The organism is Streptomyces sp. GB4-14, assembly GCF_022696125.1.
Taxonomy (GTDB): domain Bacteria; phylum Actinomycetota; class Actinomycetes; order Streptomycetales; family Streptomycetaceae; genus Streptomyces; species Streptomyces werraensis.
In genome coordinates, this window is sequence record NZ_RZHO01000002.1 from 5,880,262 (window position 1) to 5,904,396 (window position 24,135).

Annotated in this window: 25 protein-coding genes; 12 read left to right on the forward strand and 13 right to left on the reverse strand. The window is 73.5% G+C overall.

The window, feature by feature from the left end:
* Position 1: 1 nt before the first annotated feature.
* Together ELQ39_RS28330 and bioB are read right to left on the reverse strand one after the other, a co-directional pair.
* Entirely contained in the window at positions 2-1,288 is a 1,287-nt protein-coding gene (locus ELQ39_RS28330; RefSeq protein ID WP_242594710.1) for an adenosylmethionine--8-amino-7-oxononanoate transaminase, read from the reverse strand.
* Positions 1,281-2,519 (reverse strand): biotin synthase BioB, encoded by a 1,239-nt coding sequence (bioB, locus tag ELQ39_RS28335; RefSeq protein WP_225640819.1) that lies wholly within the window; start codon positions 2,517-2,519, stop codon positions 1,281-1,283. The genes ELQ39_RS28330 and bioB overlap by 8 nt, the downstream gene beginning before the upstream one ends.
* A gap of 147 nt (positions 2,520-2,666) precedes the next feature.
* Between bioB and ELQ39_RS28340 the strand changes: the two genes are divergently transcribed.
* Positions 2,667-3,794: an 8-amino-7-oxononanoate synthase gene (locus ELQ39_RS28340; protein WP_242594711.1), complete on the forward strand. Its 1,128-nt coding sequence runs from the start codon at positions 2,667-2,669 to the stop codon at positions 3,792-3,794.
* An 88-nt stretch (positions 3,795-3,882) separates the two neighbouring features.
* Here ELQ39_RS28340 and ELQ39_RS28345 read toward each other — a convergent pair whose 3' ends face one another.
* Both ELQ39_RS28345 and ELQ39_RS28350 read right to left on the reverse strand, forming a co-directional pair.
* Positions 3,883-4,107 (reverse strand): DUF397 domain-containing protein, encoded by a 225-nt coding sequence (locus tag ELQ39_RS28345; RefSeq protein WP_225626259.1) that lies wholly within the window; start codon positions 4,105-4,107, stop codon positions 3,883-3,885.
* Positions 4,108-4,116: 9 nt separating this feature from the next.
* A complete protein-coding gene (locus ELQ39_RS28350; protein WP_190003652.1) occupies positions 4,117-4,977 on the reverse strand; it encodes a helix-turn-helix domain-containing protein in 861 nt (286 codons plus the stop codon).
* 212 nt (positions 4,978-5,189) lie between these two features.
* Here ELQ39_RS28350 and ELQ39_RS28355 point away from each other — a divergent pair, with 212 nt between their 5' ends.
* The gene (locus ELQ39_RS28355) at positions 5,190-5,663 is read left to right on the forward strand and encodes an ATP-binding protein (protein WP_190003653.1); all 474 of its coding nucleotides are present in this window, start codon (positions 5,190-5,192) and stop codon (positions 5,661-5,663) included.
* Positions 5,664-5,843: 180 nt separating this feature from the next.
* Here the strand turns inward: ELQ39_RS28355 and ELQ39_RS28360 are convergent, their stop codons facing one another.
* The 3 genes from ELQ39_RS28360 to ELQ39_RS28370 all read right to left on the reverse strand — a co-directional run bounded on the left by ELQ39_RS28360 (position 5,844) and on the right by ELQ39_RS28370 (position 7,813).
* Positions 5,844-6,317, reverse strand: coding sequence for a C40 family peptidase (locus ELQ39_RS28360; protein WP_190003654.1), 474 nt, complete (start codon positions 6,315-6,317; stop codon positions 5,844-5,846).
* Positions 6,318-6,864: 547 nt separating this feature from the next.
* On the reverse strand, positions 6,865-7,170 hold the full coding sequence (locus ELQ39_RS28365) for a hypothetical protein (protein ID WP_190003655.1): 306 nt from the start codon (positions 7,168-7,170) through the stop codon (positions 6,865-6,867).
* Positions 7,171-7,177: 7 nt separating this feature from the next.
* Positions 7,178-7,813, reverse strand: a complete 636-nt coding sequence (locus ELQ39_RS28370; RefSeq protein WP_242594712.1) for an ATP-dependent Clp protease proteolytic subunit — start codon at positions 7,811-7,813, stop codon at positions 7,178-7,180.
* A gap of 64 nt (positions 7,814-7,877) precedes the next feature.
* Here ELQ39_RS28370 and ELQ39_RS28375 point away from each other — a divergent pair, with 64 nt between their 5' ends.
* Positions 7,878-8,165: a type II toxin-antitoxin system Phd/YefM family antitoxin gene (locus ELQ39_RS28375; protein WP_242594713.1), complete on the forward strand. Its 288-nt coding sequence runs from the start codon at positions 7,878-7,880 to the stop codon at positions 8,163-8,165.
* A gap of 259 nt (positions 8,166-8,424) precedes the next feature.
* On the opposite strand, the gene ELQ39_RS28380 is transcribed toward ELQ39_RS28375, so the two are convergent.
* Positions 8,425-9,426 (reverse strand): ABC transporter permease, encoded by a 1,002-nt coding sequence (locus ELQ39_RS28380; RefSeq protein WP_242594714.1) that lies wholly within the window; start codon positions 9,424-9,426, stop codon positions 8,425-8,427.
* Between the two features lie 104 nt (positions 9,427-9,530).
* Between ELQ39_RS28380 and ELQ39_RS28385 the strand changes: the two genes are divergently transcribed.
* The 8 genes from ELQ39_RS28385 (at position 9,531) to ELQ39_RS28420 (ending at position 16,710) form a co-directional block, all read left to right on the forward strand.
* Positions 9,531-10,151 carry a TetR/AcrR family transcriptional regulator gene (locus ELQ39_RS28385; protein WP_190003659.1) on the forward strand — a complete coding sequence of 207 codons (621 nt, stop codon included), beginning with the start codon at positions 9,531-9,533 and terminating at the stop codon, positions 10,149-10,151.
* 176 nt (positions 10,152-10,327) lie between these two features.
* The gene (locus tag ELQ39_RS28390) at positions 10,328-10,630 is read left to right on the forward strand and encodes an urease subunit gamma (RefSeq protein ID WP_225626380.1); all 303 of its coding nucleotides are present in this window, start codon (positions 10,328-10,330) and stop codon (positions 10,628-10,630) included.
* A gap of 13 nt (positions 10,631-10,643) precedes the next feature.
* Positions 10,644-10,955, forward strand: a complete 312-nt coding sequence (locus ELQ39_RS28395) for an urease subunit beta (RefSeq protein WP_190003661.1) — start codon at positions 10,644-10,646, stop codon at positions 10,953-10,955.
* On the forward strand, positions 10,948-12,669 hold the full coding sequence (locus tag ELQ39_RS28400) for an urease subunit alpha (protein ID WP_242594715.1): 1,722 nt from the start codon (positions 10,948-10,950) through the stop codon (positions 12,667-12,669). Before ELQ39_RS28395 ends, ELQ39_RS28400 begins: the two co-directional genes overlap by 8 nt.
* The gene (locus tag ELQ39_RS28405) at positions 12,669-13,343 is read left to right on the forward strand and encodes an urease accessory protein UreF (protein ID WP_242594716.1); all 675 of its coding nucleotides are present in this window, start codon (positions 12,669-12,671) and stop codon (positions 13,341-13,343) included. Before ELQ39_RS28400 ends, ELQ39_RS28405 begins: the two co-directional genes overlap by 1 nt.
* Before the next feature lie 184 nt (positions 13,344-13,527).
* A complete protein-coding gene (gene ureG, locus ELQ39_RS28410) occupies positions 13,528-14,211 on the forward strand; it encodes an urease accessory protein UreG (protein WP_242594718.1) in 684 nt (227 codons plus the stop codon).
* The gene (locus ELQ39_RS28415) at positions 14,199-14,987 is read left to right on the forward strand and encodes an urease accessory protein UreD (RefSeq protein WP_242594720.1); all 789 of its coding nucleotides are present in this window, start codon (positions 14,199-14,201) and stop codon (positions 14,985-14,987) included. The genes ureG and ELQ39_RS28415 overlap by 13 nt, the downstream gene beginning before the upstream one ends.
* Positions 14,988-15,090: 103 nt before the next feature.
* Positions 15,091-16,710 (forward strand): alpha/beta hydrolase, encoded by a 1,620-nt coding sequence (locus ELQ39_RS28420; protein ID WP_399703044.1) that lies wholly within the window; start codon positions 15,091-15,093, stop codon positions 16,708-16,710.
* 62 nt (positions 16,711-16,772) lie between these two features.
* On the opposite strand, the gene ELQ39_RS28425 is transcribed toward ELQ39_RS28420, so the two are convergent.
* The gene (locus ELQ39_RS28425; RefSeq protein WP_190003961.1) at positions 16,773-17,498 is read right to left on the reverse strand and encodes a lysophospholipid acyltransferase family protein; all 726 of its coding nucleotides are present in this window, start codon (positions 17,496-17,498) and stop codon (positions 16,773-16,775) included.
* Between the two features lie 197 nt (positions 17,499-17,695).
* On the opposite strand from ELQ39_RS28425, the gene ELQ39_RS28430 reads away from it, so the two are divergent.
* Complete coding sequence (locus tag ELQ39_RS28430; RefSeq protein ID WP_225626265.1) at positions 17,696-18,151, forward strand: RpiB/LacA/LacB family sugar-phosphate isomerase; 456 nt, start codon at positions 17,696-17,698, stop codon at positions 18,149-18,151.
* A 12-nt stretch (positions 18,152-18,163) separates the two neighbouring features.
* On the opposite strand, the gene ELQ39_RS28435 is transcribed toward ELQ39_RS28430, so the two are convergent.
* The 4 genes from ELQ39_RS28435 to ddaH all read right to left on the reverse strand — a co-directional run bounded on the left by ELQ39_RS28435 (position 18,164) and on the right by ddaH (position 24,102).
* Complete coding sequence (locus ELQ39_RS28435) at positions 18,164-19,393, reverse strand: PP2C family protein-serine/threonine phosphatase (protein ID WP_190003668.1); 1,230 nt, start codon at positions 19,391-19,393, stop codon at positions 18,164-18,166.
* A gap of 9 nt (positions 19,394-19,402) precedes the next feature.
* A complete protein-coding gene (locus ELQ39_RS28440) occupies positions 19,403-21,880 on the reverse strand; it encodes a SpoIIE family protein phosphatase (RefSeq protein WP_242594724.1) in 2,478 nt (825 codons plus the stop codon).
* A 186-nt stretch (positions 21,881-22,066) separates the two neighbouring features.
* Positions 22,067-23,293 (reverse strand): ornithine--oxo-acid transaminase, encoded by a 1,227-nt coding sequence (gene rocD, locus ELQ39_RS28445; protein ID WP_242594726.1) that lies wholly within the window; start codon positions 23,291-23,293, stop codon positions 22,067-22,069.
* Positions 23,290-24,102 (reverse strand): dimethylargininase, encoded by an 813-nt coding sequence (gene ddaH, locus ELQ39_RS28450; protein ID WP_242594728.1) that lies wholly within the window; start codon positions 24,100-24,102, stop codon positions 23,290-23,292. Before ddaH ends, rocD begins: the two co-directional genes overlap by 4 nt.
* Between the last annotated feature and the right edge of the window lie 33 nt (positions 24,103-24,135).

The following is a 24,135-nucleotide window of genomic DNA, read 5'->3' on the forward strand; positions in this document are numbered from 1 at the left end:
GTCATCCCTCCTTCGCCGCCGCGCACACGGCGCGGGTGATCCGCGCGACGTCCGCGTCGCCCGTGACGTACGGCGGCATCGTGTACACCAGGTCGCGGAACGGGCGCAGCCACACGCCCTCCCGCACGGCCGCCCGGGTGGCCGCGGCCATGTCGACGTCGTGGTCCAGCTGGACGACCCCGATGGCGCCCAGTACGCGTACCTCCCGCACCCCGGGCAGCTCGGCCGCCCCGGCCAGGCCCTCCCGCAGCCCGGACTCGATCCGTTTGACCTCGGCGCGCCAGTCCTGCCCGAGCAGCAGCTCCACGGAGGCACAGGCCACGGCCGCCGCCAGGGGGTTGCCCATGAACGTCGGGCCGTGCGCCAGCACCGGCACCTCGCCGCGCGAGATGCCCTCGGCCACCCGCGAGGAGCACAGCGTCGCCGCCATCGTGAGGTAACCGCCGGTCAGGGCCTTGCCCACGCACATCACGTCCGGCGACACCGCCGCGTGCTCCGCCGCGAACAGCGCCCCCGTGCGCCCGAACCCGGTCGCGATCTCGTCGAGGACCAGCAGCACGCCGTGCGCGTCGCACGCCTCCCGCAGCACCCGCAGATACGCGGGGGAGTGGAACCGCATCCCGCCCGCGCCCTGCACCACCGGCTCCACGATCACCGCGGCCAGTTCATGCGCGTGCCGCCCGATCAGCTCCCGCAGATGGTCCGCGTACGTCTCCTCGTACGGGCCGGGCGGGGCGTCGGCGAAGACCTGGCGGGGCAGCACACCGGACCACAGGTCGTGCATCCCGCCCTCGGGGTCGCACACCGACATCGGGTGCCAGGTGTCGCCGTGGTAGCCGCCCCGCCAGGTCAGCAGCCTGCGCTTCTCCGGCCGGCCCAGCGAACGCCAGTACTGCAGGCACATCTTGACCGCGACCTCGACCGACACCGACCCCGAGTCGGCCAGGAACACATGCTCCAGACCGTCCGGCGAGATGTCGACAAGGAGCTTCGCCAGCCGTACGGCGGGCTCGTGCGTGAGCCCGCCGAACATCACGTGGCTCATCCGGCCCAGCTGGTCGCGCGCGGCCTCGTTGAGCACCGGGTGGTTGTAGCCGTGGATCGCCGACCACCAGGACGACATGCCGTCGACCAGTTCGCCCGACCCGTCGGCGAGGGTCAGCCGGACCCCGCTCGCCGACGCGACGACGAGCGGTTCCTGACGCCCCGGCATGGGCCCGTACGGATGCCACACATGCCGCCGGTCGAGCTCCAGCAGCGCGGCGACGGACGCGTCGGGCTCAGGCATTGGGCGCGAGATCCGTTCCGGCGCCCCGGCGGCGCACGGCCACCAGGCCGGGACGCGGCTCGTCGGCGGAGGCGGCGGGGGCGGGCGCCGCGGCGGGGGCCGATCCGCAGACACCGCCGCCCTGGTGCGAGCCGCAGCCGCCGCCTTCGTGGGCCCCGCAGCCGGCTTCGCCGCCGTCGTGGGACCCGCAGGCCCCGCCGCCCGCGTGGGAGCCGCAGCCGCCGCCCGTCCGGTGCTCGGGCAGGGTGACCTCCCCGGCGCCCTCCACCTCGAAGCCGGCGTCCGCGATCATCTCGAGGTCCGCCTTGCCGGCCTGGCCCTCGCTGGTGAGGTAGTCGCCCAGGAAGATGGAGTTGGCCAGGTGCAGCGCGAGCGGCTGCATCGTGCGCAGGTGCACCTCACGGCCGCCCGCGATCCGCACCTCGACGTCCGGGCAGACGAACCGCACCATCGCCAGGATGCGCAGGCAGCGCTGCGGCGTCAGGTTCCACTCCTTGGCGAGCGGGGTGCCCTCGAACGGGATCAGGAAGTTGACCGGCACCGAGTCCGGGTCCAGCTCGCGCAGCGAGAACACCACGTCGACCAGGTCCTCGTCGGTCTCGCCCATGCCCGCGATCAGCCCGGAACAGGCGGACAGGCCGGCCGCGTGCGCCTTGCGCACCGTGTCGACCCGGTCGGCGTAGGTGTGCGTGGTCGTGATCTCGCCGTACGTCGACTCGGACGTGTTGAGGTTGTGGTTGTAGGCGTCCGCGCCCGCCTCGCGCAGCCGCTCCGCCTGGCCGTCGGAGAGCAGACCCAGACAGGCGCACACCTCGACGTCCTCGTTCTGCTCCTTGATCGCCTTGATGGTGTCGGACACCCGGTCCACGTCCCGGTCCGTCGGGCCGCGTCCGCTCGCCACCAGGCACACCCGCTTCGCGCCCCCGGCCAGTCCCGCGGCGGCGGCCCGGGACGCCTCGTCCGGCTTCAGCCACGTGTACTTGAGGATGTCGGCCTTCGAGCCCAGTCGCTGGGAGCAGTAGGAGCAGTCCTCCGGGCACAGCCCGGACTTCAGGTTCACCAGATAGTTGAGTTTCACCCGGCGGCCGAACCAGTGCCTGCGCACCTTCCCGGCCGCCGCCACCACGTCGAGCAGCTCGTCGTCGGTCGTCGCGAGGACGGCCAGCGCCTCGGCCCGTGTCGGCGTCTCGCGCCGAAGCCCCTTGTCCACCAGCGTGTTCAGCAGGTCCATGGGAGCCGATCCTGTCCTACGGGACCCGTCCGGGCCAAGGAGACTTCGGACAACAGAGCCGTCCGGCGGTGTGGGTATCACCACACCGTGGCCCGGGCGGCCTGCCGCTAATGTCTGTGCACTGCCTACAAAATCCGCGGAGGACCCATGGCGTTCGGCTGGATCGACGAGCAGGCGGAACTGCGCCGCAGGGCCGGGCTCGTCCGCACCCTGCGCCCCCGGCCGGCCGACACGCCGCTCCTGGACCTGGCGAGCAACGACTACCTGGGCCTCGCCCGCCATCGAGAGGTCGTCGAGGGGGCCGCGCGGGCGGCCCGTACCTGGGGCGGCGGCGCGACCGGCTCCCGGCTGGTCACCGGCACCACCGAGCTCCACACCGAACTCGAACGCGAACTGGCCGGGTTCTGCGGCTTCGAGGCTGCCCTGGTCTTCTCCTCCGGCTACGCGGCCAACCTCGCCGCCGTCACCGCCCTCGCCCCGCACGGTGCGCTGGTCGTCTCCGACGCGGGCAACCACGCCTCGCTGATCGACGGCTGCCGGCTGGCCCGGGGCACGACCCAGGTGGTGGCGCACCGCGACCCGGACGCCGTGCGCAAGGCGCTGGACGGCCACGAGGGTCCCGCGGTGGCGGTGTCGGACACGGTGTTCTCCGTGGACGGGGACGCGGCACCGCTGGCCGCGCTGGCCGAGGCGTGCCGGGAGCACGGCGCGGGTCTGGTGCTCGACGACGCGCACGGGCTCGGTGTGCTGGGCGACGGCGGCCGGGGCGCCGCGAACGCGGCGGGCCTCGCGGGCGCAGACGACGTCGTGGTGACGGTGACGCTGTCCAAGTCGCTCGGCAGCCAGGGCGGCGCGGTGCTGGGGCCGGCGCGGGTGATCGGCCATCTGGTCAATGCGGCGCGGACGTTCATCTTCGACACCGGTCTGGCCCCGGCGGCGGCGGGCGCGGCCCTGGCGGCGCTGCGGCTGCTGCGGCGCGAACCCGGGCGTGCGGCGCGCGCGGCCGAGGTCGCGCGCGACCTGCACGCCCGGCTGACGGCCGCGGGTCTGGAAGCGGTGCGTCCGGACGCAGCGGTCGTCTCCGTGCGCGCTCCTTCCCCGGAGCAGGCCGTGCGTTGGGCGGCCGACTGCCGGACGGCCGGTCTGTCCGTGGGCTGCTTCCGTCCTCCTTCCGTGCCCGACGGCATCTCACGGCTCAGACTGACCGCCCGGGCGGACCTGTCCGGGGCGGAGATCGAACGTGCTGTACGGGTGATCGGCGAAACGCGGCCATGAGTCGGCGGGGCACGGCCGTGCGTCGCGCGGGGAACGGACGGTCGGCGGGATGCCGGGACGCATCCCGTTCAGGGACCGGGACGCCGGATCAGTGGACCGCCGTCACGAAGCGGGCCCAGGCGTCGCGCGAGAAGAGCAGCGCGGGCCCCTCCGGTGCCTTGCTGTCGCGCACGGCGAGCAGTCCGGCCGACGGGCCGGCGGCCGGCCGGGCCGTCTCCACGCAGTTGTTCGCCCCCGTGCTGTAGCTGCTGCGCAGCCACCGCACATCGTGCAGGACGAGGCTGGAAGGGATGGTCCGAGGCGGTGCGGGCATCTTGCCTCCTTACGCGCCGGCCGCTGCGCCGGCGATGAATTCCGACGATTCCTCGGGAGTGAGGGCGTGGCTCGCCAGGGCCTCGAAGGCCTCCGAGTACGCCCGGAGGTCTTCTTTCCGCTCCAGGTAGTGACTAGTCGTCAAGTGGTCGTGCACCACCACATCCAGGTCAGAAGTGCGCGGAAATGAAAAGATGACGAAGGGACCCGTTACGCCGATGTGCGCGCCCGCACTGAACGGCAGGACCTGCAACCGCACTTGGGGCAGCCGGGACGCCTCGACCAGCCGGTACAGCTGACGCGACATCACCTCGGGACCGCCCACCTCACGGCGGAGCACGGCCTCGTCCAGCACCGCCCACAGCTCCAGCGGCGGCTCGGCGCGCAGCACGTCCTGCCGGGCCAGCCGCACCTCCACGAGGGCGTCGAGCCGCTCCTCCGACTCGCCCTCCAGGGCGGCCTCCGTCACCGCCCGCGCGTACTCGGGCGTCTGCAGCAGTCCCGGGACCACGGTGGTCTCCAGGGTGCGCATCGCGCTCGCCTGCGACTCCAGACTGATGAAGTCCCGGTACGTCGGGGGCAGCACGCCCCGGTACGCGTGCCACCAGTGGTGCCGCCCGTCACCGTCGCCGGTTCCCGACAGCACCAGCAGCAACTCCCGCAACTGCGGGTCGTCCACGCCGTAGACGTCGAGGAGTAACCGTACGTCGGCCGGTTTCGCCCCGCTCGTGCCCGTCTCGATCCGGCTCACCTTCGACTGGTGCCAGCCCGCCAGCCGGGCCGCGTCGCCGCTCGTGAGTCCGGCCGCGGTGCGCAGCGCGCGCAGTTCGGCGCCCAGTTTCCTGCGGCGCACCGCGGGACCGTTCTGCATGGGCTTCTCCTTACTCCTTCCGGGCCGCCCGGATACGGTCTCCCGTCGCAGAGTTCACCGCTTTGAGCGACAGATATATGCATATCTTGGTGGATCGCCACGCAGCACCCTGCGGTGATGGCACTCTGGCGGCGAAGCACCAGTGCGGGACCGTACTCGAACCAACCGCTCCGTGTCGGACTGCGGTCCCGTGGGAAAGGGACGACGTCGCCATGGCAGACCATCTGGAAGCATCCGTCACTCTGCCGAGCGATCCCGCCTCGGTCTCCGCCGCGCGGGCCCATGTGGCCGGTGCGCTGGCGGAATGGGGGCTGCCACCGGACGCCGAGCTCTGCGACACCGTGCGGCTGATCGTCTCCGAGCTGGCGACCAACGCGGTGCAGCACACCTTCGGCCAGTCGCCCACGTTCACGGTGGACGTCGTCCTGGTCCGCGACGAGCGGGTGCACATCGGAGTGACGGACAGTCACCCCCGGTTCCCCAAGCGGCTCCCCGCGGCGGTCCAGCAGGACAACGGGCGCGGCCTGGTCATCATCCGCTGGCTCACCGCGGAGTGCGGCGGCCGGCTGAGGATCCGCCCCACCCGGGAGGGCGGCAAGACGGTCGCCGTCGAACTCCCGTGGCCGGGCGCCGCCACCGTCCAGCCCACGGAGACGGTGGTCGCGGCGGCGCAGCAGGAGCCGTGACGTCGCGGAACGGTCCGTCAGGCATGTGAGTCCGCGGCGGACGGCGTGAGGGGCCCGGGACGGTCGCCGTCCCGAGGACGGCCCCGCCGGGCCCCTGCGGGACGCCGCGCGGACTCTGGGCCCGTGCGGCCGGTCGCGGCCCGGCGGCGGCGCTCCCGCGGGCGCCGCCGCCTCCGCCCGTCACTTCACCCGGCCGTACCAGACGCTCTTGGTCCAGATCTTCTGCAGCCGCACCACGTCCCCGGTCTTCGGGGCGTGCCAGATCTTGTTCTTACCCGCGTAGATCCCGACGTGGTACACGTAGCTGCCCGAGTGGAAGAACACCAGATCCCCGACCTTGCGGCTGCTCTTGGAGATGTGGCGCGTCTTGTTGTACTGCTGGGCGGCCGTGCGGGGGAGCTTCTTCCCCGCCTTCTTGAACGAGTACAGCGTCAGGCCCGAGCAGTCGAACCGGTTCGGCCCGGTCGCCCCCCACTGGTACGGCGCCCCCTTCTTGGACGCCGCGACCTTCAGGGCCTTGGTGCCCACGGTCGCCGCGGCGGCCTCCCCGGCCGCTCCCGGTACCACGATCGAGCCGCCGACGGCGGCGAGGGTGAGGGCCGAGGCCGTGCCGGCCCGGGCCATGAGAGACGGGACACGATTGAGCGCACTCATGCGCAACCCTTCGTCAGCCGCCTGTGAAGGATGACCTGTCGGATTCGGGCTGGCGAAGTAGCCCGGCCGCTGACGCGGCTTCACCCCAAGGGCTGCTCGGGACGCGCACCGTGCGCGTACCGGCGACCCGTCGTGCTTGGGTCCTCCACTCCTGCCGATCCACTCCTGTCGACCGGTCATCCGGGCGGCGGCAGGACTCGGCGTCCGCCCGGATCGCCCCGCCGCGGCGGCGGGGTCTTGTCGTCAGTCAGGGATCTTGACCCATGAGGCGATCGAATTCCCAACGGAACGGGGGGTTTGTGTTGTTACTCACCACTCACCCGTTCGGGTGGACAGTTGTCCGTTCGAGTCGCCGTCAAGAAGGCGTGTGAGGCCAGGACCAGGGCTGGAATGGTCAATTCCGCCCCTCGGCGGGGGCGGGTGCGCAAGTTCGACGGCCTCAAAAAAGGAGGTTCGTCTACGCCGGACGGGGGTACGCCGTTCGGTCCGTTTCAACTCGTCGCGGGGTGTGCCGTCGAGCGGGCCCCTCGCTCCGGGCCCGCTCCCGTCAACGTCCCGTCTGCGGCGGCAGCATGACCCTCGCCGTGCGCCGCTCGCCGTCCAGCACCCGCAGGGCGCGCGCCAGCGTCTCGGCGTGCAGCTCGCTCTCGCCCCGCCGGTGCATCAGGGTCAGCGCGTCGCGCAGCGCGACCGCCTTGCCGGCCAGCGCCTGGGCGGCGCGCAGGCTCCGGTAGGTGTCGCCGCCCTGGGCCGGGTTGACCCGGCCGAGCAGGTCGACGACCTCCAGGTAGCGGTCGATCAGTTCGGCCTCCGCCCGGGTCAGCGCGGGCAGCGGCGGCAGTTCGGGCAGCATCCTCGCCTCACCTCGCGCCGTTCGCGGTACGGGGGCCCCGGTGGTGCGGCACGATCCGGTCGGCGAGGCCGTACTCCACGGCGGCCCGCGCGTCCAGGACCAGGTCCCGTTCCAGGTCCGCCCGCACCCGGTCCACGGGCCGGCCGGTGTGCCGGGCCAGCATCTCCTCCGTGCGGGCCCTGATCCGTGCCAGCTCGCCGGCCTGGATCGCCAGGTCGTCGGCGCTGCCCTCCACCGGCCCGGGGAGGGCGGGCTGACGGAGCACCAGCCGGGAGCCGGGGAGGACGTACCGCTTGCCCGGGGTGCCGGCGGCCAGCAGCAGCGCGGCCGTCCGCTCCGCGCGGCCCAGGCAGACCGTCTCGACGTCGCAGGTGACGTACGTCAGGGCGTCGTGCAGGGCGGACATGGCGTGGAACGGGCCGCCGGGGGAGTTCAGGTACAGCGAGATGTCGCGGTCAGGGGCGTGGTGCTCGAGGTACATGAGCTGCGCCGTCACGTCGTTCACCGCGGTCTCGTCGATCCGCGTGCCCAGGACGACGATCCGCTCCTCCAGCAGCCGGGCGTAGGGGTCGGTGGTCCGGTGCCCCGAGACCGTGCTCTCGGTGAACTCGGGCAGGACGTGGCGGGCGGTCGGTCGCGTCATGATGCCCTCCTGTCTCGTTGTCTGTAAAAAATGTACAGGACGTACGTGACGTTATGATGGCCTCATGGCTTACGAGATTCCGGTGACCCAGGCCAGGGCCGAGCTCGCCGACCTGATCAACCGCGTGGTGTACGGCGGTGAGCGGGTCGTCGTGACCCGGCACGGGAAGCCGCTCGTCGCCCTCGTCTCCGCCGATGACCTGCGACGACTGGATGAGCTCAAGGACACGCCGGGGGTGGGGGAGGAGCCGGTGATCAGCACGGTGGCAGGCGTACGCGAGGTGGCGTCCGCCCCTCGCGAACACGGCCGCTTCGGCATCGCGGCGGAACACCGGGGCGCGGCCGGTTCCTGACCGCCGGCACCTCGCCTGCCCGCCTGGCTGCGGCCATGTGTGCGGCCCGTCGGGCCGTCTCTCCCCGGTCACGCCCACCCGAGCCGGCCCGGCGGCGCGACTGCCCGCGACCGCCCGGGGCGCGGCCCATGTCGCCCCGGGCCCGGCGGAGAGGCCCGCGACCGGCCGACGTTCCCTCGATGCGGGCGCCCGCGGATGCCGAACCGCGCACCCCCGTCCGCTACAGCGGGGGTGCGCGGTCGCACAAGGGGCGGGCGCGTCAGCCCGCCAGCGCCGGTTCGCGCTCCGCCGCGTCGGCGGCCGGCGCCGTGCGTCCCCGCACCGCGTGACCCACCAGCACCGCCGCCATCCCCAGCACCGCCCACCACGTCAGCGTCATCGCGGCCCCCACCGCCGACGCCCCGTCGAAGAACGCGACCGACCGCAGGAGCGACACCCCTGCCCCCGGCGGCAGCCACTGGCCGATCACCCCGGCCGGCTCGGGCAGCATCTCCGGGGCGGAGGCGGCTGCCGAGAACGGGTTGCCGATCAGCATCATCAGCAGGGCGCCCAGCCCGAGGCCGGGCCGTCCCAGCAGGGCCGCGAGACCCGCGACCGCTCCGCTCACCGCCAGAGCCACCAGGGCGAACGTGCCCGCCACCGCCCACCAGTCGCCCGGCAGCGCGTCCAGCCAGCTCTGCGAGAGACCGGCGGCGACCACGCCGACCAGCGTCGCCGACCCGGTCAGCGCGCCCACCGCGACAAGCCCCGGCAGCCCGAGCAGCGTCACCGCCACCCCCGCGCCGATCCCGGCCAGCACCAGCGGCAGCACGCTCGTGTTCAGTACCGCCCCACGCGGATCGCTCGCCGCGGCCGGCACCACGTCCTCCGTGGGGATCTCCTGGCCGGAGGAGGCGGCCTGATGCGCGACCGCCTGCTGGAGCAGTTGCGCCACCGCCGGGCTCGCGGCGGACGCGGTCAGCAGCTTCGGACCCTGCGGGGTGACCACCACCGCCCCGTACACCTCACGGTCCTCGATCGCGTCCCGCGCCTCGGCCTCGTCGGCGTACCGATGGAGGTCGAATGCGCCCTTCCGCTGCTCCAGTTGCTGCGCGACCGGCGCCGTGGCGGCCGGCGGGCCGGCCACGCCGAGCGGCAGGTCGCGCGGCGCCGTGCGCGCCGCGGGCCAGGCGAAGGCCCACAGGGCCAGCGCCACCAGGGTCGGGACCAGCACCAGGACGGCGGCGATCCGCCGGTGCGTCGGCAGGGACGTGGGAGACATCGGGAGCTCCTGTAAAAAGAAGGATCGTTCGTTTTGGTGATGTCCACACCGTCCCGCCATCTCGTTCCCTTGTCAAGAAGGAATGTTCGTTTTAGGTTGGCCGCATGGCTCGCGTATCCCAGGAACACCTCGACGCCCGCCGCCGGCAGATCCTCGACGGCGCCGCGGTCTGCTTCGCCCGCAACGGCTTCCACGCCACGTCGATGCAGGATGTGCTGAAGGAGGTGGACCTCTCCGCCGGCGCCGTCTACCGGTACTTCAGCGGCAAGGAGGAGCTGATCGCGGCCATCGCCGCCGAGGTGCTCGAAACGGTGCGCGGCACCCTGGAGCAGGCGGCCCGGGAGAGCTCGCCGCCCACCCCCGACGTGCTGGTCCCGCGCGCCCTGGCGACGATGCGGGAGCTGCGGCCGGCGACCCTGGACACGGGGGAGTGGCTGTTCCCGCGGCTGATGATCCAGGTGTGGACCGAGTCCACCCGCACCCCGGCGCTGACGGCCGTGCTGGCCGACGGCTACGCCAAGATCCGCACGGCATGGGGCGGCGTGGCGCAGAGCTACAAGGACGCCGGACTGCTGCCCGAGGACGCCGACGTGGACGCGATGGCCCGCGCGATGATCGCGCTCGTGCAGGGATTCGCCGCCCAGATGGCCCTGTTCGGCGACATCCCGCCACAGGTGCTCGCCGACGGCACACGCGCCCTGATGGCCACCGGCCGGGACACATAGTGCGCCCGAGCCGGACCGGCCGCGGCCGGCACGGACGGCCGGGTGGGGCGCCGCGCGGTTAACGTCCTCGAAACGCCGCCCGGCTAGCCTCCGGGTCCACGCCACCGGGGATCCTTCCCGTGGCCGCGGCCACCGGGCCCCGCACGGCCCGGAGCGAGGACGGTGAGGTGGATGCCGTGCAACTGACCCCGCACGAGCAGGAAAGGCTGCTCATCCATGTGGCGGCCGACGTGGCGGCGAAGCGCCGCGAGCGCGGGCTCAAGCTCAACCATCCCGAAGCGGTCGCGCTCCTCACCTCCCACATCCTCGAGGGCGCCCGCGACGGCCGTACCGTCGCCGAACTGATGGCGTCCGGGCGGAAGGTGCTGACCAGGGACGACGTCATGGAGGGGGTCCCCGAGATGATCCCCGACGTGCAGGTGGAGGCCACCTTCCCGGACGGCACCAAGCTCGTCACCGTCCACGACCCCATCGTCTGACGGGAGGAGCGCCGTGACACCCGGAGAGATCCTGTTCGCCGAAGGCCCGATCGTCTACAACGAGGGCCGCGGGACCACCCGCCTGACCGTCCTCAACGCGGCCGACCGGCCCGTGCAGGTCGGCTCGCACTACCACTTCGCCGAGGCCAACCCCGGCCTGGAGTTCGACCGTGCCGCGGCCCGCGGCAGGCGGCTCGACGTCCCCGCCGGCACCGCCGTACGGTTCGAGCCCGGCATCCCCGTCGAGGTGGAACTGGTGCCGCTGGCCGGGACGCGGACCGTGCCCGGGCTGCGCGGGGAGACGGGAGGCGCGCTCGATGCCTGAGATCTCCCGCGAGGCGTACGCCGACCTGTTCGGGCCGACCACCGGCGACCGGATCCGGCTCGCCGACACGGATCTGCTGATCGAGATCGAGGAGGACCGCTCGGGCGGCCCCGGACGCGCCGGTGACGAAGCGGTGTTCGGCGGCGGCAAGGTCATCCGCGAGTCGATGGGCCAGGCCACCCTCACCCGCGCCGACGGAGCCCCCGACACGGTGATCACCGGCGCGGTCGTCGTCGACCACTGGGGCGTCGTCAAGGCCGACGTCGGCATCCGCGACGGCCGGATCACCGGCATCGGGAAGGCCGGCAACCCCGACACCATGGACGGGGTCCACCCCGACCTGGTGATCGGACCCGAGACCGAGATCGTCGCGGGCAACGGACGCATCCTGACCGCCGGGGCGATCGACGCGCACGTCCACTTCATCTGCCCGCAGATCGCCGACGAGGCGCTGGCCTCCGGCATCACCACGCTCGTCGGCGGCGGCACCGGACCCGCCGAGGGCTCCAAGGCGACCACCGTCACACCCGGCCCCTGGCATCTGGCGCGGATGCTGGAGGCGATGGAGGCGTACCCGCTGAACGTCGGGCTGCTCGGCAAGGGCAACACCGTGTCGCAGGAAGCCCTGTTGTCACAGATCCGGGGCGGCGCCGTCGGGCTGAAACTGCACGAGGACTGGGGGTCCACCCCGGCCGTCATCGACGCCGCGCTCACCGCGGCCGACCGGACCGGCGTGCAGGTCGCCATCCACACCGACACCCTCAACGAGGCCGGTTTCGTGGGCGACACGCTCGCCGCGATCGCCGGGCGCGGCATCCACGCGTACCACACCGAGGGCGCGGGCGGCGGCCACGCGCCGGACATCATGACCGTCGTCTCCCAGCCGCACGTGCTGCCCAGCTCCACCAACCCGACCCGCCCGTTCACCGTCAACACCGTCGAGGAGCACCTCGACATGCTGATGGTGTGCCACCACCTCAACCCCGCCGTCCCCGAGGACCTCGCCTTCGCCGAGTCGCGGATCCGGCCGTCCACCATCGGCGCGGAGGACGTGCTGCACGACCTCGGGGCCATCTCCGTCATCTCCTCCGACTCCCAGGCGATGGGACGCGTCGGCGAGGTGATCATGCGGACCTGGCAGACCGCCCATGTGATGAAGCGGAGGCGGGGCACGCTCCCCGGCGACGGGCGGGCCGACAACCACCGGGTCCGTCGCTATGTCGCCAAATACACCATCAACCCGGCGATCGCTCAGGGCATGGCGGGCGAGATCGGCTCCGTGGAGAGCGGCAAGCTGGCCGATCTGGTGCTGTGGGAGCCGCAGTTCTTCGGGGTCAAGCCCCAACTCGTGCTGAAGGGCGGTCAGATCGCCTACGCGCAGATGGGGGACGCCAACGCGTCCATCCCGACCCCGCAACCCGTGCTGCCCCGGCCCATGTTCGGGGCGATCGGTCGGGCGCCCGCGGCCAACTCGGTCAACTTCGTCGCCCAGGCCGCCCTCGACGCGGGTCTGCCCGACCGGCTGGGTCTCGGCAAACGATGGGCGGTCATCGACTCCACGCGCGCGGTGACCAAGGCGGACATGCGGGAGAACGACACCCTGCCGGACGTGCGGATCGACCCCGACAGCTTCGCCGTGCGCATCGACGGGGAACTGGTCGAGGCGACCCCGGCGGAGGAACTCCCGCTCGCCCAGCGCTACTTCCTCTTCTGATGTCCAGGGCAGCCCTGCTCGTCCTGGCCGACGGACGGTTCCCCGCCGGCGGGCACGCCCACTCCGGCGGGGCGGAGGCCGCCGTCCACGCCGGGCGGATCACCGGTGCGGCGAGCCTGGAGGACTTCTGCCGGGGGCGGCTGCACACCACGGGGCTGGTGTCGGCCGCGCTGGCCGCGTCCGCCGCGCTGGGGGTGGACCCGGCGGCCCTGGACGCGGCCGCCGACGCCCGCACGCCCTCGCCCGCACTGCGCGCGGCGGCCCGCAAGCTGGGCCGCCAGCTGCTGCGCGCCGCCCGCGCCACCTGGCCCGGCGTCGAACTCGACGCCCTGGCACGACGGTTCCCCAAGGGCGCGCACCAGCCGGTGGTGCTGGGGGTGGCCGCGCGGGCGGCCGGACTCGGCCCTCAGGACGCGGCGCACTGCGCGCTGTACGAGAGCGTCGGCGGACCCGCGACGGCGACGGTACGGCTGCTCGGCCTCGACCCGTTCGACGCCACGGCGGTCCTCGCCCGCCTGGCACCGGAGGCGGACCGTGTGGCGGAGGCGGCGGTACGGGCAGCCCACCGGGTCGCGGAGGAAGGCGCCGACGCCCTCCCCGCGGCGTCGGCGCCCCTGCTGGAACTCTTCGCCGAAGCCCACGCGGCCCGCACGGGGCGACTGTTCGCGTCATGACCGCCACACGGGGCGACGTCCTGACTCCCGCTCGGGGTGTCCACGTCGCCGCGGCCCCCCGGCTCACTGCGTGCACCCCAGGCCCTCAGCGGCGACTCCCGCCGCCCGCCCGCCTCACGGGCGCCCGTCCGTCCACTCCGTCCACGCATCGACCCCGACACACCGCGACCCCCGGAGGCGCCCCATGCATCGTGACCACATCGACCCCCACCCCGGGCCCGCCGTCCTCGGCGCCGACGCCCGGCGTCCGGACGGAACGCGCCGTGCCCTGCGGATCGGGCTCGGCGGGCCCGTCGGGTCCGGGAAGACCGCGACCGTCGCCGCGCTCTGCCGGGCGCTGCGGGACGAGGTGTCCCTGGCCGTCGTGACCAACGACATCTACACCCGCGAGGACGCCGAGTACCTGCTCCGGGAGGCCGTGCTGCCTCCCGAGCGGATCACCGCCGTGGAGACCGGCGCCTGCCCGCACACCGCGATCCGCGACGACATCTCCGCCAACCTCGAGGCGGTGGAGGACCTGGAGGACTCCGTCGGCCCGCTCGACCTCGTCCTGGTCGAGTCCGGCGGGGACAACCTCACCGCGACCTTCTCCAAAGGGCTGGTCGACGCGCAGATCTTCGTGATCGACGTGGCCGGCGGGGACGACGTCCCGCGCAAGGGCGGCCCCGGCGTGTCCACCGCCGACCTGCTGGTCGTGAACAAGACCGACCTCGCGCCGTACACCGGCTCGGACCTCGGCCGGATGGCGGCCGACGCCAAGGCGCAACGCGCCGGCCTGCCCGTGGTGTTCCAGTCGCTGCGCGAGGACGAGGGGGTCGCCGAGGTGGCGTCCTGGGTGCGGCAGCGGCTCGCCGCGTGGGCGGCGTGAACACCGCGGGCGTCCTGGCGGAGGCGGAGATCCGCGCCCGCGCGGACGGCCGGGGCGGCACCGCCCTGCCCGTGCTGGAGAGCCGGGGCCCGCTCGCCCTGCGGCGCACACGGGGAAGCGGTGCCGCCGCCCACGTCACGCTCGTCGGCGCGATGAGCGGCCCGCACGGTGGGGACCACTTCACCGTCCGGGCCGACGTCGGACCGGACGCCCGGCTGCGGGTCGGCTCGGCCGCCGCCACGCTCGCCCTGCCGGGCCAGCACGGGGGACAGGCGCGCCAGGACGTGCGGATCACCGTCGCCGCCGGGGGCGAACTGCACTGGCTGCCCGAGCCGTTGATCTCCGTCACGGGCAGCGAGCTGGCCGTGCACACCCACGTCGACCTCGCTCCCGGAGCCCGGCTGGTCCTCCGCGAAGAGCTCGTGCTGGGACGGACCGGGGAGGACTCCGGACGGCTCACCTCCCGGCTCACCGTGCGCGTCGACGGACGCCCCGTCCTCGACCAGGAGCTCGACTGCGGACCCGGCGCGGGCGGTGGCTGGGACGGCCCCGCCGTGCTGGGCGGACACCGTGCCGTCGGGCAGCTCGTCGTCTGCGACCCGGAGTTCACGGAGAAGCCCGTCGAGCCCGGCGTGCCCGCCGACGGCCTCGCCGTCCTCCCGCTGACCGGGCCGGCCGTCCTGGTCGGCGCCGTGGCGGCGGACGCACTCGAGCTGCGCGGGCTGCTGAACCGGGCGCCCGCCTTCTTCACCCCCGGGTCCCCGGCGTCCGCATGACGCCACGACCATGTCCGCTTATCGGATTGGCAAAGAAGACGCATCCCCTCTGTCGCCCGTGACCTCCGGGAGACGAGGATCCTCCCCCGTACCCATCGAAACCATGTACGGGGAGGCCCCCTTGAGGGACAGCAGACGGAAGAGGCGGGTGGCGGCGCTCGGTTCGGCCGGCGTGCTCGTCACGTCCGCACTCATAGCCGGCGCCGTGGCGGCGCCCACCGCGAGCGCGACGGCGGACACCCGCCTCGGCAAGGACCGAGAGGCGCAGGGCGTGGCCGTCGCCGCCGCCCGGGCCGCCAGGACCGGCATCGACTGGCAGGACTGCCCCGCCGACTGGAACCTGCCCCGGCCCGTCCAGTGCGGCTGGGTCTCCGTGCCGCTGGACTACGCCAAGCCGAACGGCAAGCAGATCAAGCTCGCCGTCGACCGCGTCACCAACACCGGCACGCGGGCGGAACGGCAGGGCGCGCTGCTGTACAACCCGGGCGGCCCCGGCGGCTCCGGCCTGCGCTTCCCGACCCGGGTCACCTCGAAGAACCCCGTCTGGGCCAACACGGCCAAGGCGTACGACTTCGTCGGCTTCGACCCGCGCGGCGTGGGCAGGTCCGCGCCCATCTCCTGCGGCGACCCGCAGGAGTTCGTGAAGGCGCCCAAGGCCGACCCGGTGCCCCGGACCGAGGCCGACAAGCGGGCGCAGCGCAAGCTCGCCCGTGAGTACGCCGAGGGCTGCCTCGAGCGCAGCGGCACCATGCTGCCCCACATGACCACGCCCAACACCGCCCGCGACCTCGACGTCATCCGCGCGGCGCTCGGCGAGAAGAAGCTCAACTACCTGGGCGTCTCCTACGGCACCTACCTCGGCGCCGTCTACGCCACCCTGTTCCCGGACCACGTGCGCCGCATGGTCGTGGACAGCGTGGTCAACCCGTCCCGTCGGAAGATCTGGTACCAGGCCAACCTGGACCAGAACGTCGCCTTCGAGACCCGCTGGCAGGACTGGCAGGACTGGGTCGCGAAGAACGACGCCGCCTACCGCCTCGGCACCACCCGCGCCGCCGTCCAGGAGCAGTGGCTGAAGCTGCGCGCCGCCGCCGCGAAGCAGCCGTTCGGCGGCGTCGTCGGGCCCGCCGAGCTGATCGGCTTCTTCCAGAGCGCCCCGTACTACGACTCCGCGTGGGCCCCGGTCGCCGAGGTGTTCAGCCAGGCCGCCGCCGGGAACACCCAGGCGCTGGTCGACGCCGCCGCCCCTGACCTGTCCGACACGGCGGGCAACGCGGCCGCGGAGAACGGCAACGCCGTCTACAACGCGGTCGAGTGCACCGACGCCAAGTGGCCCACCGACTGGCGCACCTGGGACCGCGACACCACCCGGCTGCACCGCGACCACCCGTTCCTGACCTGGGCCAACACCTGGATGAACCTGCCCTGCGCCACCTGGCCGGTCCCCCAGCGCACCCCGGTCGACGTGAGGACCGGCAAGGGCCTGCCGCCCGTGCTGATCGTCCAGTCCGAGCGGGACGCGGCCACCCCGTACGGCGGTGCCGTCGAGCTGCACAAGCGGTTCAAGGGTTCCCGCCTGATCACCGAGCGGGACGCCGGCTCCCACGGGGTCACCGGGCTGGTCAACCCCTGCGTCAACGACCGGGTCGACACATACCTGCTCACCGGGAAGCTCGACCGCTCCGACGTGACCTGCGCCCCGCACGCCACGCCGAAGCCGTAACCGCACGCCGGTGAGGGGCGGCCGGAACACCCCGGCCGCCCCTCACCCGTGCTGCGCGGTGCTCACCGCAGCGGCATGCGCGGCGCCCGCCGCTTCTCCTCCGCCTTGCGCTTCTCCTCCGCGGCCTTCACGTCGGCCGCGTACTCGTCGACGTACTCCTGCTCGGAGAGGGAGAGGATGGCGTACATGATCTCGTCGGTGACGGCCCGCAGGACCGCCTTCTCGTTCTCCATGCCCTGGTAGCGCGAGAAGTCCAGCGGCTCGCCGAAGCGGATCACCACCGGGTGGACGCGGGGGATCTTCCGGCCGGGCGGCTGCGCCTCGAACGTGCCGATCATCGCGCAGGGCACCACCGGCACGCCCGCCTTGAGGGCCATCACCGCCACGCCGACCTTGCCCTTGTAGAGGCGGCCGTCGTGCGAGCGGGTGCCCTCCGGGTAGATGCCGAGCAGTTCGCCCTTGCTCAGCACCCCGAGCCCCTCGCGGATCGCCGCCTGCCCGGCCTCCTTGCCGGAGCGGTCGACGGGGATCTGGCCGGCGCTGTGGAAGAAGAACGCCGTCAGCCGCCCCTTCAGGCCCGGGCCGGTGAAGTACTCGGCCTTGGCGAGGAAGGTGATGCGGCGCTTCAGCACGGCCGGCATCAGGAAGTGGTCCGAGAACGACAGATGGTTCCCCGCCACGATCGCGGCGCCGGAGGACGGGACATGCTTCAGGCCCTCGATCCGGGGCCGGAAGACCAGTCTGAGCAGCGGGCCCAACAGCACGTATTTGAGCAGGTAGTAGAACAAAAGCACGCTCCTCGACTCTGGGAAACGACGGGATCGCCGCGTTCCAGCAGGTCATCCGGCACGTCGTGAACTGCCAGTCTAGGACCGGGTGACGGGCCCGGGCACCAGGTTCGACGCGAACCGGAACCCACCTCACCGGACAGCCGCCCGCATGCCGGGCGACCGCTTCCCGCGCACCGGCCGGTACGCTCGACGGTATGCGGATCTCCGTCTCGTCCGACATGGACGAACCCGTCGCCCGCGCCCTGGTCGACGCCTTGCGTGAGCGCGGCCACGAGGTGCGCGCCTACGGCGCCCTGAGCCCCGGGGACGACCCGCAGTGGGCCGTCTGCTCCGAGGCCGCCGCCCGCGACGTCGCCGACGGGAGGGCGGACCAGGCGGTGGTGTGCTGCTGGACCGGGACCGGCGCCTCGATCGCCGCCAACAAGGTGCCCGGGGTCCGGGCAGCCCTGTGCACCGACGCGTACACCGCCGACGGCGCCCGCCGCTGGAACGACGCCAACGTGCTGGCGATCGGCCTGCGGCTCACCTCCGTCCCGCTGCTCCAGGAGATCCTCGACGCCTGGTTCGCGGGCCGGCCCAGCGACGACCCCGAGGACCGCGCCAACGTGGAGCGCACCACCCGTCTCGACCGCGAACGCGCCGGCGCCTGACGACGGGGCCCGTCACAGCCGCACGACGACCAGTGCCGTGTCGTCCGTGGCGCCGCCCGGCGGCAGCAGTTCCCGCAGCACCGTGTCCGCCAGCGGCTCCGGGTCCAGCGTGCGGTGCCGGCGCAGGGACTCCGCCAGCCGGTGCAGCCCGGCGTCGATGTCCTCCCGCCGCCGTTCGATCAGCCCGTCGGTGTAGAGCACCAGAGTCGCCCCCGGCGAGAAGACCGTCGACGCCTCCGGCCGCGGCCGCGGATCCGGACGGGCGTCCAGCGGCGGGTCCGTCGCCCGGTCCAGGAACTCCACCCGGCCGTCGTCGTGCAGCAGCACCGGCGGCGGATGGCCGGCGCTGCTGTAGGTGATGCCCTGCCGGTCGAAGTCGATGAACGTCGTCACGACCGTCGCCGACTCCGCGCCGTCCACCACGTTCGCGTACCGGCCCAGCACGTTCAGCGCCTGGGCCGGCCCGTCCGCCACCCGGGACGCGGCGCTCAGCGCGCTGCGCAGCTGGCCCATGACCCCGGCCGCCTCCAGACCGTGACCCACCACGTCGCCCACCGACACGCCGATGCGGTGGCCGCCCACCAGGTCCACCAGGTCGTACCAGTCCCCGCACACGTTGAGCGCGCCCACCGCCGGCCGGTAGCGCACCGCGGCCCGGCGATGGCCCACCTGCCGGCGCGCCGGCAGCATCGCCTTCTGCAGCACCAGGGCCACCTCACGCTCCCGGGCGTGCGCCTCGCGCAGCCGGTTGTTGAGCTCCTGCAGCTCCCTGGCGCGCGTGTACAGCTCGGCCTCCAGCACCCGTCCCGCCGCGTCGCCGCCGAGCCCCCGGGCCCGCACGAACTCGGTGACCTCCTCGACCCGGTGCACGATCAGCCGCACCCGCCCGTCAGGGCCGAGGACCGGGCTGTTCACCGGCGACCAGTAGTGCTCGTGCCAGTCGCCCGAGTGCTCGGGGGACTCGACGTCGTAGCGCTGCAGGGCCATCGAGTCGCGCTCTCCGGTGGCCAGCACCCGCAGCAGCGAGGCCCGCAGCTGGTGCGAGTGGTGCGAGGCGGGGGCGTTGACCGACTCCGGGAACACGTCGAACACGTAGCGGCCCAGCAGGGACTCGCGCGAACGTCCGATGCCGCGCACGTACGCCTCGTTGACGTCGGCGAACACCAGGTCAGGGGTCAGCAGCGCCACCATGCCCGGCAGCGCCCGGTACACCGCCTCGAAGTCGATCGTCGTGCCCGCCATGGCCCCGCCTCACTCCGGGGGAGTGGTCAGCGGCTGCTCCGCCCAGATGATCTTTCCGTCGGGCACGAACCGCGTGCCCCAGCGCTCCGCCAGCTGCGACACCAGCAGCAGCCCCCGGCCGCCCTCGTCCATCGCGCGCGGATGCCGCAGATGCGGGGCGCTCGCGCCGCCGTCGAGCACCTCGCACACCAGCGTCCGTTCCAGGATCAGCCGTAGCCTCACCCGCCCGGAGGCGTGCCGGATCGCGTTCGTCACCAGCTCGCTCACCAGCAGCTCCGTGGTGAACTTCACCTCCTCGTCGAGACCCCAGCGGGACAGCTGGTCCTGGGCCGTTCTGCGGGCGTCCGCCACCACCGCCGGGTCCGGCGACAGCTCCCACGCCGCGATCTGCTCCGACGCGAGCCGCCTGGTCCGCGCCATCAGCAGCGCCACGTCGTCCTCCGGGCGGGCCGGGACCAGCGCGTCGACCACCGCCCGGCAGCTGGGCCGCAGCTCGCGCGCCATGCCCTCCAGGGCCCGCCGCAGCCGCTCCCGTCCTGACTCCTCCACGCCGTCGCCCCCGTAGGCCAGCAGCCCGTCCGTGTGCAGCACCAGCGTGCTGCCCTCGGCCAGGGACACCTCCACCGCCTCGAACGGCGGACCGCCCACCCCGAGCGGCGGCCCCTGCGGCAGGTCCACGAAGCCGACCGTGCCGTCCGGCGCCACCACCGCCGGCGCGGGATGGCCCGCGGCGGCCATCGTGCAGCGCCCGTCCGCCGGGTCGTACACCACGTACACGCAGGCGGAGCCGACGGAGCTGCCCCGGCCGCCCCCGCCGCCCCCGTCGTCCCCCTCCCCGTCGCCGTCGCCGTCGTCCCGGGCCGAGCGGCTGGCCAGGTCGTCCAGGTGCGCCAGCACCTCCTCGGGCGGCAGGTCGATCGCGGCCAGCGTGCGGACCGCCGTGCGCAGCCGCCCCATGGCCGCGGCGGCGTCGATGCCGTGGCCGGGCACCTCGCCGACCACCAGCGCGACCCGGGCGGCGGCCAGCGGGATCACGTCGTACCAGTCGCCGCCCAGACCGGTCAGCTCGTCGGCCGGACGGTAGCAGGCGGCCACCTCGACGGCGTCCTGGTCGGGCAGCCGGCGCGGCAGCAGGCTGCGCTGGAGCACCAGCGCGGCGTCCCGCTCGCGGGTGTAGCGGCGGGCGTTGTCCACGCACACGGCGGCGCGCGAGACCAGGTCCTCGGCCAGGTGCAGGTCGTCCGGGTCGAAGGGGCTCTGACGGCGGCGGAAGAACGTGGTGAGGCCCAGGGTGACGCCGCGCGCCCGGATCGGGACGATCATCACGCTCTGCAGGCCCAGCTCCAGGAACGTGGACTCCCGGGCGTCCGGCGCGCCGGCGGCCCACTCCACGGCCAGCGGGTCGAGCTGCTCCTGCCGCCAGGACTCCCCCGTGGTCAGGCACCGTACGGGCGGGGAGTCCGTCAGGTAGGAGACGACCGCACCGCTGTCCACGGCCGTCCGCGGCAGATCCTCGTACAGGGACCGGTGGCCCGCGCGGCGCAGCGGCACCCGCTCGGACCCGGCGAGCGGCTCCGGGACCGGCTCGGCTCCCCGCAGCACCGTCTCCAGCAGATCCACGGTGACGAAGTCGGCGAGGCCGGGCACGGCGACGTCCGCCAGTTCCTGCGCGGTGGTCATCACGTCGAGGGTGCGGCCGATGTACTGGCCGGCCCGGTCGAGAAGGGCGAGGCGCTGCCGGGCGCGGTGCCGGTCGGTGACGTCCACGACGGTGTAGTACACGCCCATCGGGTCGCCCCGGTCGTCCTCGATGCGGGTGAACGACAGCATGTGCGCGGTCTCCCGCAGCGGGGCCGAGCGCACCCGGCCGACGTACTCGTAGCCGACCACCTGCTCGCCGGTCTCCAGCACGTGCCGCATCCGCTCCTCGACGGCCTCGCTGTCCATGCCCGGCTGGACGGCGGCGACCCGCAGGCCCAGACGGCTCCGGCCCGGGCCGCCGCCCCACCGCTCCAGGGCCGCGTTGGACCAGACGTAGCGCAGCTCCGGGTCCACGATGGCGATGCCGATGGGATTGCCGACGACGATCTGTTCCAGCACGCCGCGGCTCATGTCCCAGCCCCGCGCGCCGTCCCCCAGTTCCGACAGCAGCACCAGCACCGCCGGGCGGCCCTGCGGCGCCGTGGCCGGGGCGACCCGCACCGACACCGGCACCGGGTGCCCGTCCCGGTGGAGGGCCGTCATCAGTCCCGTCCAGTCGCCGCCGGCGCGGCACCGGTGAAGCAGGTCCTCCATCCGCTCGGCGTCCCCGGCCTCCAGCAGATCGGCGAACTTCCGGCCCACCGCCTCCGCCGCGCCGTGGCCCAGCAGCCGCTCCGCGTGCGCCGTCCAGCCCGACACCAGACCGTGCGGGTCCAGCAGCAGCGGCGCGGCGTCGGCCACGTCGAACCCCTGCCGGGCTCCTCCCTGCTCCTTGTGTCGGCCCACGGACGGCCTCTCTGTCGCTGAGAGTCTTCTGTCACCTTCGTCCCCGCTAGTCCCCATCTTGACCCCGATGACCGGCCGGGGGCTTCCCGGAGGTCGGCCACCGGTGCCCCGCGCCCTTCGTCCGACGCTCCCCGGACACGCCGCCGCCCCCGCCGGGAAGGTCCGGCGGGGGCGGCGGGCAGGCGGTCAGACCTGGCGGCTGAGCACCTTCTCCAGCGTGCGCAGCGCCTCCCGCAACTCGTCCGCGGTGACGGTCAGCGGGGGGGCCAGCCGGACGGTCGAGCCGTGCGTGTCCTTGACGAGGATGCCCTCACGCATCAGACGCTCGCTGACCTCCCGGCCGGTGCCGAGGGCCGGGTCGACGTCCACGCCCGCCCACAGGCCGCGGCTGCGGAAGCCGGTGACGCCCTTGCCGACCAGCGCCTCCAGACCCTCCCGCAGCACCACGCCCAGCTCGGCCGCGCGCCGCTGGAACTCGCCCGTCTCCAGCAGCTCCACCACGGCCGTGCCCACGGCGGCCGCCAGCGGGTTCCCGCCGAACGTCGACCCGTGTTCACCCGGGTGGAGCACCTGGAGCACCTCGCGCCGGGCCGCCACCGCCGACACCGGGACGATGCCGCCGCCCAGCGCCTTGCCCAGCAGCACCACGTCCGGCAGGACCGACTCGTGCTCCACGGCCAGCGTGCGCCCGGTGCGGCCGAGCCCCGACTGGATCTCGTCCGCGACGAAAAGGCACCCGGCGCGCCGGGTCAGCTCCCGCACCCCGGCCAGATAGCCGTCGTCCGGGATCACCACGCCCGCCTCGCCCTGGATCGGCTCGATCAGCACCGCCGCCGTCGTCTCGTCGACCGCCTCCTCCAGGGCCGCGAGGTCGTTGTACGGCACCACCCGGAACCCCGGCGTGAAGGGGCCGAACCCCGCGCGGGCCGTCTCGTCCGTGGAGAAGCTGACGATCGTCGTCGTCCGGCCGTGGAAGTTGTCCGCCGCCACCACGACCGTCGCCCGGTCGGCGGGGACGCCCTTCACGTCGTAGGCCCACTTGCGGGCCACCTTGATGCCGCTCTCCACCGCCTCCGCGCCGGTGTTCATCGGCAGCACCATGTCCAGGCCGGTCAGCGCGGCCAGGCGCTCCGCGAACTCCGCCAGCCGGTCGTTGTGGAAGGCGCGCGAGGTCAGCGTGAGCCGGTCCAGCTGGCGGTGCGCCGCCTCGATCAGCGCCGGGTGCCGGTGGCCGAAGTTCAGCGCCGAGTAGCCGGCCAGCATGTCCAGGTACGTGCGGCCCTCGACGTCCTCCACCCAGGCGCCCTCCGCGCGGGCGACGACCACGGGCAGCGGATGGTAGTTGTGCGCGAGGACCGGCTCCTCCGCCGCGATCAGCTCGGCGGACGAACGCGTACGGGGGGCAGAGGTCATGGGCGGATCTCCTGAGTGCAGCACTTGATGCCCCCGCCCGCCTTGTGGAACTCGGACAGGCCGACGGGGACGGGGACGTAACCGCGGTCGGCGAGCCGGTCGGCGAGGGCCGTCGCCTCCGGCGGGATGAACACATGACGGCCGTCCGAGACGGAGTTCAGGCCGAACGCCATGGCGTCGTCCCGGGTGGCGAGGACCGCGTCCGGGTACAGCCGCTCCAGCACCTCACGGCTGCCCGGCGAGAACGCCTCCGGGTAGTACGCGACGTTCTCCTCGTCCAGCACGAACAGCGCCGTGTCCAGGTGGTAGAAGTACGGGTCCACCAGGGTCAGGCCGATCACCGGCACCCCGAAGAACTCCTGGGCCTCCCGGTGCGCCTCCGGCGTCGTGCGGAAGCCGGTCCCCGCGAGGATCCAGCGTCCGGCGGGCACCAGGTCGCCCTCGCCCTCGCACACCGACTCCGGGTGCTGGACGTCGAAGCCGTGCGCCTTGAACCAGGCCGCGTACGGCGCCGACTCCGGACGCCGTTCCGGCGCGTGGAACTGCGAGCCGAACACACGCCCGTCCACGACGACCGCCGCGTTCGCGGCGAACACCATGTCGGGCAGACCGGGCAGCGGTTCCACGGTCTCCACGGTATGGCCGTGGCGGCGGTAGGCGTCGACCAGCGACAGCCACTGCCGCCGGGCGAGTGAGACGTCGACGGGTCGGTCCGGACGCATCCAGGGATTGATCGCGTACCGCACGGCGAAGAATCTGGGTTCGCAGACGAGATATCGCCGTGGGCGCGCCACACGTGATTCGGGCACGAAGGGGTTCCTCCGCTTCACACGGTGTCGACT

What these genes read in the sequence shown, in the direction of transcription:
- ELQ39_RS28330 (WP_242594710.1), bottom strand. Translation starts at nt 1,288, where the DNA reads ATGCCTGAGCCCGACGCGTCCGTCGCCGCGCTGCTGGAGCTCGACCGG.
- bioB (WP_225640819.1), bottom strand. Translation starts at nt 2,519, where the DNA reads ATGGACCTGCTGAACACGCTGGTGGACAAGGGGCTTCGGCGCGAGACG.
- ELQ39_RS28340 (WP_242594711.1), top strand. Translation starts at nt 2,667, where the DNA reads ATGGCGTTCGGCTGGATCGACGAGCAGGCGGAACTGCGCCGCAGGGCC.
- ELQ39_RS28345 (WP_225626259.1), bottom strand. Translation starts at nt 4,107, where the DNA reads ATGCCCGCACCGCCTCGGACCATCCCTTCCAGCCTCGTCCTGCACGAT.
- ELQ39_RS28350 (WP_190003652.1), bottom strand. Translation starts at nt 4,977, where the DNA reads ATGCAGAACGGTCCCGCGGTGCGCCGCAGGAAACTGGGCGCCGAACTG.
- ELQ39_RS28355 (WP_190003653.1), top strand. Translation starts at nt 5,190, where the DNA reads ATGGCAGACCATCTGGAAGCATCCGTCACTCTGCCGAGCGATCCCGCC.
- ELQ39_RS28360 (WP_190003654.1), bottom strand. Translation starts at nt 6,317, where the DNA reads ATGAGTGCGCTCAATCGTGTCCCGTCTCTCATGGCCCGGGCCGGCACG.
- ELQ39_RS28365 (WP_190003655.1), bottom strand. Translation starts at nt 7,170, where the DNA reads ATGCTGCCCGAACTGCCGCCGCTGCCCGCGCTGACCCGGGCGGAGGCC.
- ELQ39_RS28370 (WP_242594712.1), bottom strand. Translation starts at nt 7,813, where the DNA reads ATGACGCGACCGACCGCCCGCCACGTCCTGCCCGAGTTCACCGAGAGC.
- ELQ39_RS28375 (WP_242594713.1), top strand. Translation starts at nt 7,878, where the DNA reads ATGGCTTACGAGATTCCGGTGACCCAGGCCAGGGCCGAGCTCGCCGAC.
- ELQ39_RS28380 (WP_242594714.1), bottom strand. Translation starts at nt 9,426, where the DNA reads ATGTCTCCCACGTCCCTGCCGACGCACCGGCGGATCGCCGCCGTCCTG.
- ELQ39_RS28385 (WP_190003659.1), top strand. Translation starts at nt 9,531, where the DNA reads ATGGCTCGCGTATCCCAGGAACACCTCGACGCCCGCCGCCGGCAGATC.
- ELQ39_RS28400 (WP_242594715.1), top strand. Translation starts at nt 10,948, where the DNA reads ATGCCTGAGATCTCCCGCGAGGCGTACGCCGACCTGTTCGGGCCGACC.
- ELQ39_RS28405 (WP_242594716.1), top strand. Translation starts at nt 12,669, where the DNA reads ATGTCCAGGGCAGCCCTGCTCGTCCTGGCCGACGGACGGTTCCCCGCC.
- ureG (WP_242594718.1), top strand. Translation starts at nt 13,528, where the DNA reads ATGCATCGTGACCACATCGACCCCCACCCCGGGCCCGCCGTCCTCGGC.
- ELQ39_RS28420 (WP_399703044.1), top strand. Translation starts at nt 15,091, where the DNA reads ATGTACGGGGAGGCCCCCTTGAGGGACAGCAGACGGAAGAGGCGGGTG.
- ELQ39_RS28430 (WP_225626265.1), top strand. Translation starts at nt 17,696, where the DNA reads ATGCGGATCTCCGTCTCGTCCGACATGGACGAACCCGTCGCCCGCGCC.
- ELQ39_RS28435 (WP_190003668.1), bottom strand. Translation starts at nt 19,393, where the DNA reads ATGGCGGGCACGACGATCGACTTCGAGGCGGTGTACCGGGCGCTGCCG.
- rocD (WP_242594726.1), bottom strand. Translation starts at nt 23,293, where the DNA reads ATGACCTCTGCCCCCCGTACGCGTTCGTCCGCCGAGCTGATCGCGGCG.